The sequence below is a fragment of the Clostridium nigeriense genome (assembly GCF_050585265.1).
Classification (GTDB): Bacteria; Bacillota; Clostridia; order Clostridiales; family Clostridiaceae; genus Clostridium; species Clostridium nigeriense_B.
Window position 1 is genome coordinate 33,179 of sequence record NZ_JBNOOE010000023.1, and the last position, 14,317, is coordinate 47,495.

Below are 14,317 nucleotides of genomic sequence, written 5' to 3' on the forward strand. Positions count from 1 at the left end.
AATTTCTTAGAAAAAATAAAAATCCACCAGCTCAGCTGGTGGTTTTGCATTTTAGTATCTGTAGAACTATATGCCCAGTTACTATAATATTCTGTATTATTTGCTACAATATCTTTTATTTTTTGTATAAAATTACAAAATCATATATATAATCCAATTATTTTATATTTGTGTACAGTTATATATTTTAAATTTGAAATAAAGAAAACTCCCTTAGGAGTTTTCAAAAACAAATTATATAAATACTTTTACATTATTAATTAAATTCTTTTACCAATCATTAATATTATATCTCAATTTCCATAACTTTATTATATTTTTTACTTTTAGCTATATCAATAACCCTTTGATTGCTTGAACCTCTATATTTCAAAGAAATATTTCTTTTATCTAGTTCAAATCTTCCATCTACCAAAACATCTGCATAAGATAGAATATTGCTTCTTTCTTTATTAGCTATAATATCTTCATAAAGATACCCTGACCATATCCATATACTTTTATTAGTTTCCTCTTTTATTCTTTTTAATAAATTATATAATACATTATCTTTGATTTGGTCCATGGGTTCTCCACCTAAAATATTAACTCCAACTATGTTAGGACTTTTTACTTGTTTTATAAAATCATTTTCCACTTCTTCATTCCATATTTCACCATAATTAAAGTCTTGTAAATCTTTATTAAAGCATCCTTCACAATTGTTAGTGCATCCACTAACAAATAAGGTTGTTCTAACTCCTGGTCCATTACTTACATCAAATTTTCTAATTTTTGCATAATTCATTTAAATCATCCTTATAAATGTAATACTCTATCTCCTATTTCTGCAGTTCTACCTTTATTCCAAAAATTCGTACCTATATATCCACAGGTTCTTCTCATAACTTGCATTTCTGATTCATCTCTATTTCCACAAGATGGACAATACCAAGTTAAATCATCATCAAGTTTAATTTCTCCAGTATATCCACATTTATAACATATATCTGGCTTTGTATTAATTTCTGCATATTGAATATTATGATATATAAAATTAATTATTTGTTCAACAGCATCTAAATTCTTACTCATATCAGGCACTTCTACATAAGATATACATCCACCTAAACTAATACCATGGAATTGAGATTCAAATTTTAATTTACTAAAGGCATCTATTTCTTCACAAACATGAACATGATAAGAATTAGTATAATATAATTTATCAGTTACATTTGGTATTATTCCAAATCTTGCTTTATCTAGTTTACAGAATCTATATATTAAATTTTCTGCAGGTGTACCATATAAGCTAAATCCTAATCCTGTTTGTTCTTTCCATTCTTGACATTTATCATTCATGTGATTCATAACTTCTAAAGCAAACTTTTCACCATTTTCGCTAGTATGAGATTCTCCAATCATTGCTTGAACCATTTCATGAATACCAACATATCCTAATGATAAAGTTGAATAACCACCCTTTAATAACTTATCAATCTTTTCACCCTTCTCTAACCTAGCAATAGCACCATGTTGCCAATGTATAGGTGAAACGTCTGAATAAGTTCCTAAAAGCATATTATGTCTAGTTAATAATGCTTCCTTACATAACTCTAATCTTTGATTTAACATATCCCAGAATAACTCCATATCACCATCTGCTATAATAGCTATTTGTGGTAAATTTAAGCTTACTACTCCTTGATTGAATCTGCCGTACCATTTATAATTTTCATTTCCATCTTTCCATGGTGATAAATGAGATCTACATCCCATTGGTGGAAATGCATTTCCTTCATAGTTTTGTCTCATTATCTTTGCTGATTGATAATCAGGAACTAATCTTCTTGCAGTACATTTTGCTGCTAACTTAGTTATATAATCGTATTTTCCGCCTTCTAAACAATTATGCTCATCTAGTAAGTATACAAGTTTTGGAAAAGCTTCTCCAATTTCTTGTCCTTTATAATTTTTCATTCCCTCTAATCTTTGCTTTATCATTTCTTCACAAATTAAAGCCATTTCTTCTTCATAAGGATGACCTTCTTCTATTTCTAAATAAATAGTTGAGAAGGGGGATTGGCCATTAGTTGTTTGTAAAGTAGATAATTGGTATCTAATAGTTTGAACACCATCTTTAAGCTCTTTCATTTTGATATCATAAGCAAGTTTTTTTGCTAAATTTTCATCTCCTAAAAGCTCTAAATAATGTCTAAATGCCTTTTCTTCTGTAATTTTTAAATATTTTGCTAAATGTTTTACTGTTATACTTTGTCCACCATATTGGTTACTTGAAACCTGAGCTATTATTTGTGTTGTAACCGTACAAGCTGTTCCAAATGATTTTGGGGATTCTACTAATTTATCATTAATAACAGTTCCATTTTCAAGCATATCTTCAAGGTTAATCAAACAACAATTAAAAATTGGGGAAAGTGTATAATCCATATCATGCCAGTGAATTATTCCCTCGTCATGAGCTTGAACTATATGTGCTGGGATTAATCTTCTTCTAGATATATCTTTAGATACTTCACCAGCTATTAAATCTCTTTGAGTTGCAGCTATAGCAGAATTTTTATTTGAATTCTCCTTAATTACATCTTCATTAGTTTTATTTAAAAGACTTAAAATACTTTTATCTGTGGTATTCGTATTTCTTTTAAATTCTTGTACTGCTCTATATCCTTCATACGATTTTGCAGTAACTGCTTGCCCATAATGAACTAATCTATCATAAACATATGATTCAATTTTATGTATTGTCGGAGTTTCTCCTTCTTTACTAAAATATTTTTCAGCATCATTGGCTATAAGTTTTGCAATGTCACCTAAATAAATTCCACTTCCATTTTTCATAGCTTTTGTAATAGCTGATCTTATTTTTCCCTTATCAAAATCCACAATACTTCCATCTCTCTTTATAACCTTCATTAACTTATCCACTCCCCTTAATAATTTTAAAAATTGAATTATAATATATCTTCATAATTGCATTTCTAAATTATACAACAAAAATTTTTTATTTGCATTTTTTCAACCTGTGATTTTCTTGAAGAATCTTTATGAATTTACACTTATCTTAATTTACTTTTGTTTTATAGCTATATCTAATTTTTAAAATTACTTTTTTATAATAAATTATAGTTTACTATTTATAATATTTATTATATTTTCTATTTCATCATTTAAAGGTGCGCCTTCATACCACTTCTTGTTGTTAGACTTTGATGTATCACCAAAAAATTTACTTTTTAGTATGATTTCAGGTCTATATTCAAAATGTAAAATATCAAAATGCTCCCACTTTCCTCCCCATATAAATCCATTATTCTCAAATACTTTTACTAACTCCTTAGGATATTCCTCTATTCTTTTACTTCCCTTAGATTTATCCACCCACTTCCAATAATCTGAATCATTTCTATTTAAATCAATGGCTATTCCATAAGCATGAGGGCTTAGTCTTCCTGTATCTTGAATAACTCTATAATTATAACTGCCACTTATAGGGAAAATATAATTATTAACTCTATTATCCTTATCTGCTAATTCTTTTGCTTCATTTAAAGCGTTTTTTAAGGCTTCACCTGCTTTAGCTTTTTTATTAAACATTATATTTCCACAATATGTTGAGAAAAAGTCTAGATTTTTCTCTATTTCATTTTGATTACCTCCATAAATACTATTAAGGAATGTATATGACCTTCCTCTCCCTGGATCCATTCCTTCTAATACAGAGTTTATACTATCTAAAGGATATATATCTTCTAATGTATCTTGAATATCTGCATCCAATATTTTTGCATTTTTGTTTTTTTCTTTTTTATCATCATATATTATCTTTTTGTTATTATTTAATACCAGATATATGTAGTTATCTTCAGATACCTCTATATCTCTTATCTCATCACTATAAGCCATCATCAAAACTAATAAATCCCTTTTACAATTATCTATGTATAAGGAATCTTTTTCATCTATAGCCTTAGGTTTAATAGTTATTATATTAAATAAAAACAATGTAAATATAACAAATCCTTTATATCTCATATTATCACCTACATATAAATTTATATTTTATTATTCCTAAAAAAATTTATCCTACTCAAATAATTTTAAATTTATATTTGAGATTTTTTAAAATTATTGCTAATATATAGTAAATATATTTTTTAAGGGGGCTTAAAATTGAATATGATTGTAACAAAATTTGGGGGGAGTTCTTTAGCTGATGCTAGTCAATTTAGAAAGGTAAAGGAAATTATTTTAGCCAATGATGGCAGAAAAATAGTTGTTCCTTCAGCACCGGGAAAGAGAAATCCTAAGGATTTTAAAATCACAGACCTTTTATATCTTTGCCAAGCACATATAGAATCTAGTATTCCATTAGATGATGTGTTTAATCTAATAGCTAATAGATATAAGGATATAGTATTAGAACTTAACCTTTCTTTAAATATTGATTCTTATTTAAATAAGATAAAATCAGACTTAGAGAATGGTGCATCTAAAGACTATGCTGCAAGTAGGGGCGAATATCTGAATGGTATTATTCTTGCAGATTATCTTGATTTTGAGTTTATAGATGCTAAAGAGGTTATTTTATTTAATAAATATGGTTGCATAGATACTGATGCTACATATTCAGCACTAAAGAAAGTTCTTATTGATGGTAAAAAAGCTGTTATTCCTGGATTTTATGGCTCTGATCCTACTGGTAATATAATTACTTTCTCTAGAGGTGGATCTGATATTACTGGAGCATTAGTTTCAGCTAGTATAAATGCTGACCTATATGAAAACTGGACAGATGTTTCTGGATTTCTAATGGCTGATCCCAGAATAGTTGAAAATCCCATGCAAATCAGAAAAATTACTTATAGAGAGTTAAGAGAACTTTCCTATATGGGTGCTTCTGTTTTACATGAAGAATCTGTTTTTCCAGTGAGAAATGCAGGAATACCTATTAATATTAAAAATACTAATATGCCACTGGATCCAGGAACTTTAATTGTTAAAGATATGGAACCTGATTTCAAGAATCCTATTAAAGGAATTGCAGGAAAAAAAGATTTCACTGTTATTTCCATAGAAAAAGCTATGATGAACTCAGAACTTGGTTTCTGTAGAAAAGTATTATCTATATTAGAGCAAAACTGTATTTCCTTTGAAAACATGCCTTCTGGTATAGATACAGTTTGTGTAGTTATTTCTGATGCTCAACTAAAAAATAAAATTGAAATTCTAGTAGAAGAGATAAAGAGGACATGTAATCCTGATTCTATTGTTGTACATCCTAACATGGCTCTTATTGCTACTGTAGGTAATGGTATGTCTTCTAATAAAGGTATTGCTGCTAAAGTTTTTAATTCATTAAGCGAAGCAGATATTAATATTAGAATGATAGATCAAGGTTCTAGTGAAATAAATATTCTAATTGGTATTGAAAATGATGATTTTGAAAAAGGAATAAATTCAATATATAATGCATTTATATAATTAAAAATAGAGTACTGAAAATTTTTCAGTACTCTATTTTTAATTATATGTAATTTGCTACAAAGGCTATTAAATATGAAGCTGGAACAAAAATAAATAATGCCATAAATGTTCCAACAACCTTACTACCAACCATTGCAATTACACATCCTCTAAATTCTTCTTCACTACACTTTCCATCAATAACATCATCAGTCATTATAGACAAATGTGGATCAATAAAAATTGAAGTTAATATAGTTGCAGTACCATTAATAATTGGTGAAAGTGATAAGCAAGTTGCTCTAAGCTCAGGTGCTATACTTCCAGCATATATTGGTGCAAAAGCTCCAGCGGTAATTATAGCTACTGATATAAAATTATAAAATAGAATCCTTTTAGGAAGATTTTTAAAATTAATACTCGTTAAGCTTTCTTTTACTGGAATTGCTATACTATTCCTAATATATTTAACACCAGTTTTTGAGAAACTATGAAGAATTAACTTTGGTATTGATCTTTCAATAGAAAAATGATTTACAGCTTTACTAAACATTTTTTGAAATGTAGGTATTAGAAAGGCTCCTACAACAGAAGCTATACCTGATATTACTATAATTAAATTAAAAATTCTTATTAAATCATTGCTACTAGAATTACTTTCAACAAATTTAGTTAGTAACGGGCTTTGAAAAGTAACAGCTGTTCTAGATACTAACATAAGAACATTAAAAACAGCGAAGGTTACAGCTATTTTACCTGTTCTAACACCTACTAACCTTACAGAATAAGCAAGAGTTCCAATTATTGAAATTATAAAATTTAGTATTAATACTATTACAATTTGTTTATCCATATAAACTCCTTTATAAATTTTCATTTATATTCAAAAATATAGTAATACTAATTATACCTAAATAATTTGACTACTTAAATATAGTTTACAAATCGTAATATATTTGCAATAATTTATGAATTATATAAAGTTAAAAGATGCATTTTTTATCTATTTTAACACCCCAAATCTTTCTAAGGATGAAACTCTAAATATCGCTCGTCCTTCTACTTGCTCTATTTTAATAGTTCCAAAATCTCTACTATCTTTGCTTACTTCTCTATTATCACCTAATACAAATAATTCATTTTCTCTCACTATTAATGGAAATTTTATATCTCTACTATAAGTTTCCCCTTTTATATAATCTTCATATAACATTTCTCCATTTACATATACATTACCATATTCTATATTAATTTCATCTCCTGGTATACCTATTACTCTTTTAACATATCTAATTCTACTATCTGTAATATTATTTAATGAAATAACCTCCTTTAAATACGTATAACTTTCTTCTAAAATATTACCTTTTTCTTCATCTTTTAGAAAGATAATTATATATCCTCTCTTAGGGTCAGTAAAATTATAGCTTATCTTATCTACTAAAAGCTTCTCATCACTATAAAGTGTATTTTCCATAGATTTTTGCTGAACCTTTGCCATTGCAAAAACCTTTGTATTAATTAATGACAATAGTATTATACTTCCTGTTATTGTTATAGCAATACTTCTAAACTCTCTTAATACTCTATTCCCCATAAAAATTTACTCCTCTCTATCAAAGTCTCTTTCATTTAAAACTACTTTTACAGATTTCTTAATGCTTTTTTCTAATTCTTCTAAACTTTCTTTCATTGCATTTTTCACTGCAAATTTAATTATAAAATATAATATAAAAATAGGCACTGTTAAATACAATAAAACAAGAATTATATCCATACTTATTCCCCCTAATCTTTATTCATTTTTAATATCATCTAAATAATACTTGATATTTCTTTTTTATTTTGTCTTATCCATTAATTTACAATAATTATATCATAATATAAAAAAATTAGCATTTATATCTTTTACTTTTACTGTAATTTTATGTTAAAATATTACTGTATATATTAAAATTTAGGAGGTAAATAATAATGAGTGATTTGCTAGACAAAATAATCAATGTACTACCTATAATAATCTTAGTACTTATAGTAATAATACTCTTTCTTTCATTTTGGAGAAGGGTGCCTGCTGATAAAGCTATGGTAATCACAGGATTGAAAAAAAGAGTTTTATTAGGTAGAGGGGGTTTAATGATTCCTATTCTAGAAACCTCTTCTACAATTTCACTAGAAAATATATCAATGACAACAGACGTAAATGAAGCTCCAGCAAAACAAGGTATATTTGTTAATATTGTTGGTACTGCCGTTATTAAAGTTAAAAATGATACTGAAAATGTACTAAAAGCCGTTGAGCAATTTTGTAGTGGTGGTGAAAAAAATACAGTTAATGTAATAAGAACAATTGTTGAACAAATATTAGAAGGTAAACTTAGAGGAATAGTATCTACATTGACTGTAGAGCAAATTAATGAAGATAGAGCATCCTTTGAGCAAAGAATTGAAGATGATATTAGAAATGAACTTGGTTCAATGGGTTTAGTATTAATTTCTTATACAATATTAAAAATTAGTACTCAAGGAGGCTACTTAGAAAATAGAGCCAAGCCACAAATTGCAGCTGCTAAATCTGAAGCTGACATAGCAGAAGCTGAAAGAAAAAGAGATACTGAAATAAAAACTGCAGTAGCAACAAGAGAAGGTCAAAAAGCAAAACTTGAAGCAGAAACTGAAATTGCTCAAAGTGAAAGAGATAAAAAATTAAAGTTAGAATCCTTTAGAGCAGAACAAGATAAGGCAAAGGCTAATGCTGACGTTGCTTATAAATTACAAGAGGCTGAAAATAATGCATTATTAGCAGAACAACAAGCAGCACTTGCTGAAAAAGAAGCTATAGTTGTGGAAAAAAAATTAATAGCTGAAGTAAAAAAGCCAGCAGATGCTAAAAAATATGAAGTAGAAGTTGCTGCTGAAGCTAATAAAATACAAGCTATAAAGCTAGCAGAGGCTGAAGCTGAAACCATAAAAGTTAAAGCAATTGCAGAAGCGGAGGCTAAAAAAATACAAGCAGAAGCAGATGCAGCGGCTATAAGAGCGAAGGGATTAGCAGAAGCAGAAGCTATTAAAGCAAGAGGTCTTGCAGAAGCAGAGGCTAAAGATAAATTAGCAGAAGCTATGGCTAAATATGGAGAAGCTGCAATAGTTGAAATGATAGTAAATAGATTACCAGATGTAATGAAGGAAATTGCAAGCCCATTAGATCAAATAGACAAATTAACTGTTATAGATAATGGTGGAAATCAAGGTGCTTCAAAGGTTTCTAAAATAGTAACCGATGTAGCTGCTAATGGTTTTGAAGTATTAAAAGACTTAACAGGAGTTGATTTATCCAAAGTAATAAACGATTTTGTAAATAAAGAGTCAGCTTCAAATACATTAGAGCCTAAAGCTGATATAATTGATGCTGAAAGCACCAATGTAGACAATTAATATTTAGTAAGTGTACATTACCAAATCTTGATGTAATTTTTTTTTTAAATTACATCAAGATTTTATTTTAAAAACTCCTTTCTAAGGAGTTTTTTCCTCAATTATTCATTATTTATTTTTAATTATTAATTATAGTAGTACCCTAGTTTATCATTATTTTCTTTTCTTCTTTTACTGTTCTATAAGCAGCTATAACAAAAAAGGTTACTGAAAATAAGAATAGTATAAATAAATATTTATACGTTCCACTAAAATCATGTCCTTGTTGGATATCTGATATAGATTGCATTGCCCACCTTACAGGAGTAAAATAAGATATTTTTTCCACTAAAGGTGGCATTATTTCAATTGGAACAAAAGCCCCTCCAAGCATAGGAAGTAAAATATTTGCAAAATTAAATATATTAGCAGCTTCTGATTTATTTTTTGCAAAAGAACTACAACATAAAGCAAGACTTATTGAAACTAATCCTACTAATGCAAGGATTATAAATAACTCTATATTTTTTAATCCTGTTTGTACATTAAGAATATTTATACTTATAATTCCTAATGCTGCTTGAATTAAAATAGATATATAGCCACTTATTATTCCGGCTAAATAATACTCTGAAGTCCTAACTGGCGCCATAAATATTCTCATATAAATATTTTCATCTTTTTCATCAAAAATTCTATAGGCTGTCCTCATTCCCCTTATTAACATAAACATAATTAGAAAACCAATGAAAATTTGGCTTGAAGTATAATATGAATGTAAATCATTTAAACTTTCTTTATTTATATTAACATAAATACTATTATTATAATTATCTATAGATTTATAGTATACTTCTTCATTATTATTGCTTGCTAATGCAATTTCTCTAATATTAATCATCTCCATATTAAGAAGATCTTTAATTAAATTTCCAATTCCGTCATCTTTAATAGCGGTAACCTTTATTTTACTTACATCGCCATTAATAACTTCATTTTCAAATCCATCTTTAATTTCTATAGCTACATTTATAGACTTTTCTGAAAATAAGTTCTTACTATCTTCTTTCTTAATTTCATTTACATTATATCCAGCTTTACTTTTTAAAGAATCTATAATAAGATTACTAGTTTTACTATTATCATTATCTATTACTCCTATATTTATATAACCAGAATTTGTGTTAATTATCATAAGCATGATATAAAGAATCAATACAGGAGCAAGTAACCCAATTAAAAATCTAAAAGGATCTTTTAAGATATCAACTCGTAAATTATTCTTAATTAATACTAATATATTTTTCACTACACTTATCCTCCCTTCTTGTTATTATATAAATTAATATTAATATAACAACTAAAGCAATGACTCCAAATATAAGCCAACTTATTAATAAACTCTTGTCCCCAGAGTATATATATCTAAAAATACTACTATTAAACCATCTTAATGGTGATATCTTAGTTACTAAATTAAATACTCCATCCATCTCTCCATATAATGCAATATATCCGCCACCTAAAAAACATAAAACTGGAATAATTATATTCTGTAATATTGTTACTGATACTTTATCATCCTTAAATATCATAGGCATCATAGTTCCTAATCCATTTACAAGAATTAAAAAAGGTATCATTGCTAGTGGCATTATAAATAAATTATCTCCATAATTAACATTAAACAATATTTTGCTTAAGATATAAGTTATTAAAGAAACTCCATAAGAAAATATAAAGAAACCCATAAAAGATGATAAATAATATCTTCGGGTGGATATTCCAGATAGCTTTATCCTATCTTTAATATTCTCTCTTTTATCCTGTTTTAAATTAAAAAGAGGATAATTAATGAAATAAAACATCATAAGTCCTATTTCTGCAACTCCATAATAGTCCATAGAACTTGGACTTTGATCATAAGGTATATCCTCTTCTTCAATGAAATTTTCATTATTCTCATATTTAATTATTTCTTCTGATTTTAATGGATTAATAGTATAGACCTCTGATATTGCATTATATCTATCAGAAATGCTTTCTAATATTTGAAAAACAATAGATGATCTTATCGGTACGTTATCATTAGAATACATTTCTATAGTATTATCTTTTAAATGTAATAATATTGCTCTATTAGTTCTTACTTCTTTTTTTCCTTCATCAATATCAGTTATTTCTTTTAATTCTACATTACCAATATCCTTACTTTCTTTAACTATATTAATAAAGGTATTAAAAACTTCACTAGTTTTACTGTCACTTTCATCAATATAATAAATTAGTAAATTTTCTATAGCTACATTGCTATTCATATTATCAAAATAAGAAGATAAGGTGCTTCCTATTATAAATACAAGAAATAAAGGAAAAAATATCATGAAAATAAGATTTTTTTTATCTCTAATACAATTTAATATAGTTGCTTTTATAATTGCAATCATAATAACCTCTCCCTCTAATCTCTTATTTTTTTTCCTGTTAATGATAAAAATACTGTTTCTAATGTTATTTCTTTAAAGGCTAAATCATTTATTTTTAAATCTTCATTCGATATTTCTTTAATTATCTTACTTAAGTTATTTACATCCTTAGAAGAAGTAATCACAACATTATTATTATCAATAGAGATATCTATAACTCCTTCAACATTTCTTAATAATTCTAAATTAACATTATAAATATTATCTACGCCAATATTAAGTATCTTTTTATCACTAACTATATCTTTTAATTCATCTTTAGTCCCCTCAACTATAATTTTCCCGTTATCTACTATTGCAATTTTTGTACATAAGCTTTCTGCCTCTTCCATATAGTGAGTAGTATAAATTATAGTTACTCCTTTTTTATTCAACTTTTTAACTGCTTGCATAATATTATTTCTTGATTGTGGATCTATTCCTACTGTTGGTTCATCCATAATTAATATTTTAGGACTATGAACTATTGCACAAGCTATATTTAATCTTCTTAACATACCTCCTGAAAATTCTTCTGCCTTTTTCTTTTTAACATCCAAAAGCTCTGTAAATTCTAAAGCATTATCAATTGCTTCATTAAGCTTTTTTCCTCTTAACCCATATAACTCTCCAAAGAACTTAACATTTTCATAAGCTGTAAAATTTCTATAAAGTGCAATGTTTTGTGGAACTAATCCTATATTCCTTTTTATACTTTTCAAATTTTTTCTTATATCTTGTCCTAATATTTTAATTTCTCCTGAATTAGGAAATAGTAATGAGCAAATTAAACTAATAGCTGTACTTTTACCTGCTCCATTTGGTCCTAAGATTCCGTATATCTCTCCTTCTTCTATAGATAAACTAATATTGTCTACAGCAATGTTGTCATCATACTTTTTTACTAAATCTTTAATTTCTATAACTTTCATAATATACCCTCCATTTTTACTAATTTTATTATATAAAAAAAACCTCTACTAGAAATCTAGCAAAGGTCATCTTTTATATATGACAATAGTCATATATTACATATCCATCTTTTTTATATAATAAATTGCAATTTGAGTTCTATGAGTTAAATCTGTTTTTTGTAATATAGATGTTATATAATTTTTAACTGTTCCCTCTGAAATAAATAGTTTTTTCCCTATTTCCTTATTGTTTAATCCTTCTGAAATTGCCTCCATTACGTCTAATTCCCTTTCTGTAAAAAGGCTTTTATCAAGCTGTTCTTTTCTATTTACTGATGCCATAAGATTACTACTAATCTTGCTTAATATTTCTTCTTGTATAACAGCTATACCTTTATTTACAAGCTTTATAGTTTCTATTATTTTATCTGGGTTAGTATTTTTTAATAAATATCCTTTAGCACCATTTTTTATTCCTTCTCTTATGTACTCATCTTCATCGAAGGTAGTTAAAATTATTACCTTTGTATTTGTATTTTTTGATATTTCCAAAGTTGCTTTTACACCATTTAATAGAGGCATTCTAACATCTACTAAAGCTATATCAATATTTTTTTTTAATAAAAATCCAACTAAGTCCTTACCATTTTCAAATGTATCTACAACTTCTATTTCTTTATCATAAGATAAAATAATTTTTAAACTTTCTCTAATTAAAGCATCATCATCAGCAATTACTAATTTTATACTCATATTTCCTCCTAATATGGAATTAAAACAATAACTTTAAAACCATCATCACTATCAATTATTAATTTACCCTTTAGATTACTTACACTTTCTTCAATATTCCTTAAGCCTATACTCTTTTTAACTTTTTTGCATCCTAATCCATTATCTTTAACCTCTAACTTTATAATCTTATTTAATATTTCTATTTTAACTTCTATTAAATCTCCATTTGAATATTTGATAGAATTTGTGGTTAGCTCAGTTATAATATGTATAAATACTATCCATAGGCCTGTACTAACATTCTCTAAATCACCACTATATACTACTTTTCCTTTTATATTAGTATCTTTTATTTTTTCATCCAATATTTTTTTAATCCTATTAATGCCTAATTCTTCTTCCTTTGGTTTTATATTTCTTAAAGTCATCCTTATTTCTTCCATACCATTCCTTAGATTTTCTGTACAAGAATTTAACATAGAAATCCCTTTTTCTTTATCATTTTCTAAAATAAATTTACTTGCTTCTAATTGGAGTAATGTACCAGAAATAGTATGACCTATTTTATCATGAAGTCTTGCAGAAATTTTATTTCTTTCTTCTAATCTTGCTGTATAAAGAATTTGCTCTTGTATATCATGTTCATCAACTAACTTTTTCTGTAAACTATATATTATCCTTCTTTGCTCTTCTTGTATTTCATCTAATTTTTTAAGTTTATTTAATTGAGCTTCATAAATAGATATAAAAATGATCATAATTACTAAAATTATTGCAGCATCTATAAAGTTATTATCTTTTAATAGAAAAATTAATGGCAGAACAGATAAAAATAATCCTATATATTTATTTTTTATTTCTTTTATGGAAAATTCTACTATTAAAATACTAATCAATAATGATGCTAAGCTTAAATAATTAGTAGCAAATATAATAGCAATAACAGCTTCAATTATAGAAAATAATTTGAATAATATATTATATTTTCTAACCATACCTTTAATAAATATAGCTATAATATATAGTAGAATAAATATAACCACTATATAGTTAGTACTATCATTTTCTATACTTGTCCACGCTATATAAATACTTATTATTAACTTAAGTAATATAAATAAATTATAACTTTTAATTATTAACACCCCCACCAATAATTAAGAATGAAAAATGAAACATTTTTGATATAATTTGTTCAAAATTACTTAAATAATTAATTTTAAAAAAACTCCCTGAGGGAGTTTTTTCAGTTTGTTGAAAAACCCCCTGTTTAAAAACAGAGGGTTTTTCTATTATTAGTTGTGGATAAAATTTAAGATT

At 26.6% G+C, this 14,317-nt stretch carries 14 protein-coding genes; 2 read left to right on the forward strand and 12 right to left on the reverse strand.

Annotated elements, in window-relative coordinates; translation table 11 throughout:
* Positions 1 to 286 precede the first annotated feature (286 nt).
* The 3 genes from nrdG to ACQPVP_RS15530 form a co-directional block, all read right to left on the reverse strand.
* Positions 287 to 787, reverse strand: a complete 501-nt coding sequence (gene nrdG / locus ACQPVP_RS15520; RefSeq protein WP_430851468.1) for an anaerobic ribonucleoside-triphosphate reductase activating protein — start codon at positions 785 to 787, stop codon at positions 287 to 289.
* An 11-nt stretch (positions 788 to 798) separates the two neighbouring features.
* Positions 799 to 2,919: an anaerobic ribonucleoside-triphosphate reductase gene (gene nrdD, locus ACQPVP_RS15525; RefSeq protein ID WP_430851470.1), complete on the reverse strand. Its 2,121-nt coding sequence runs from the start codon at positions 2,917 to 2,919 to the stop codon at positions 799 to 801.
* Between the two features lie 207 nt (positions 2,920 to 3,126).
* Positions 3,127 to 4,038 carry a M15 family metallopeptidase gene (locus ACQPVP_RS15530; protein ID WP_430841317.1) on the reverse strand — a complete coding sequence of 304 codons (912 nt, stop codon included), beginning with the start codon at positions 4,036 to 4,038 and terminating at the stop codon, positions 3,127 to 3,129.
* Between the two features lie 138 nt (positions 4,039 to 4,176).
* Here ACQPVP_RS15530 and ACQPVP_RS15535 point away from each other — a divergent pair, with 138 nt between their 5' ends.
* Positions 4,177 to 5,487 (forward strand): aspartate kinase, encoded by a 1,311-nt coding sequence (locus ACQPVP_RS15535; RefSeq protein ID WP_430851472.1) that lies wholly within the window; start codon positions 4,177 to 4,179, stop codon positions 5,485 to 5,487.
* Positions 5,488 to 5,530: 43 nt separating this feature from the next.
* On the opposite strand, the gene ACQPVP_RS15540 is transcribed toward ACQPVP_RS15535, so the two are convergent.
* From ACQPVP_RS15540 to ACQPVP_RS15550, 3 genes are all read right to left on the reverse strand, one after another.
* Complete coding sequence (locus ACQPVP_RS15540; protein ID WP_430851474.1) at positions 5,531 to 6,322, reverse strand: lipid II flippase Amj family protein; 792 nt, start codon at positions 6,320 to 6,322, stop codon at positions 5,531 to 5,533.
* A gap of 150 nt (positions 6,323 to 6,472) precedes the next feature.
* Positions 6,473 to 7,066 carry a signal peptidase I gene (lepB, locus tag ACQPVP_RS15545; protein WP_430851476.1) on the reverse strand — a complete coding sequence of 198 codons (594 nt, stop codon included), beginning with the start codon at positions 7,064 to 7,066 and terminating at the stop codon, positions 6,473 to 6,475.
* A 6-nt stretch (positions 7,067 to 7,072) separates the two neighbouring features.
* Positions 7,073 to 7,246 carry a DUF6019 family protein gene (locus tag ACQPVP_RS15550; RefSeq protein ID WP_430841323.1) on the reverse strand — a complete coding sequence of 58 codons (174 nt, stop codon included), beginning with the start codon at positions 7,244 to 7,246 and terminating at the stop codon, positions 7,073 to 7,075.
* 197 nt (positions 7,247 to 7,443) lie between these two features.
* Here ACQPVP_RS15550 and ACQPVP_RS15555 point away from each other — a divergent pair, with 197 nt between their 5' ends.
* On the forward strand, positions 7,444 to 8,904 hold the full coding sequence (locus ACQPVP_RS15555; RefSeq protein WP_430841324.1) for a flotillin family protein: 1,461 nt from the start codon (positions 7,444 to 7,446) through the stop codon (positions 8,902 to 8,904).
* Between the two features lie 142 nt (positions 8,905 to 9,046).
* On the opposite strand, the gene ACQPVP_RS15560 is transcribed toward ACQPVP_RS15555, so the two are convergent.
* From ACQPVP_RS15560 to ACQPVP_RS15585, 6 genes are all read right to left on the reverse strand, one after another.
* Positions 9,047 to 10,192 (reverse strand): ABC transporter permease, encoded by a 1,146-nt coding sequence (locus ACQPVP_RS15560; RefSeq protein WP_430851478.1) that lies wholly within the window; start codon positions 10,190 to 10,192, stop codon positions 9,047 to 9,049.
* The gene (locus tag ACQPVP_RS15565) at positions 10,167 to 11,330 is read right to left on the reverse strand and encodes an ABC transporter permease (RefSeq protein WP_430851480.1); all 1,164 of its coding nucleotides are present in this window, start codon (positions 11,328 to 11,330) and stop codon (positions 10,167 to 10,169) included. Before ACQPVP_RS15565 ends, ACQPVP_RS15560 begins: the two co-directional genes overlap by 26 nt.
* A 14-nt stretch (positions 11,331 to 11,344) precedes the next feature.
* The gene (locus ACQPVP_RS15570; protein ID WP_430851482.1) at positions 11,345 to 12,280 is read right to left on the reverse strand and encodes an ABC transporter ATP-binding protein; all 936 of its coding nucleotides are present in this window, start codon (positions 12,278 to 12,280) and stop codon (positions 11,345 to 11,347) included.
* 96 nt (positions 12,281 to 12,376) lie between these two features.
* Positions 12,377 to 13,015, reverse strand: a complete 639-nt coding sequence (locus ACQPVP_RS15575) for a response regulator transcription factor (RefSeq protein ID WP_430851484.1) — start codon at positions 13,013 to 13,015, stop codon at positions 12,377 to 12,379.
* A gap of 8 nt (positions 13,016 to 13,023) precedes the next feature.
* Positions 13,024 to 14,142, reverse strand: coding sequence for a sensor histidine kinase (locus tag ACQPVP_RS15580; protein WP_430851486.1), 1,119 nt, complete (start codon positions 14,140 to 14,142; stop codon positions 13,024 to 13,026).
* Positions 14,129 to 14,317: hypothetical protein (locus ACQPVP_RS15585; RefSeq protein WP_430851488.1), on the reverse strand; the 189-nt coding region annotated here is incomplete at its 5' end. The genes ACQPVP_RS15580 and ACQPVP_RS15585, both read right to left, overlap by 14 nt.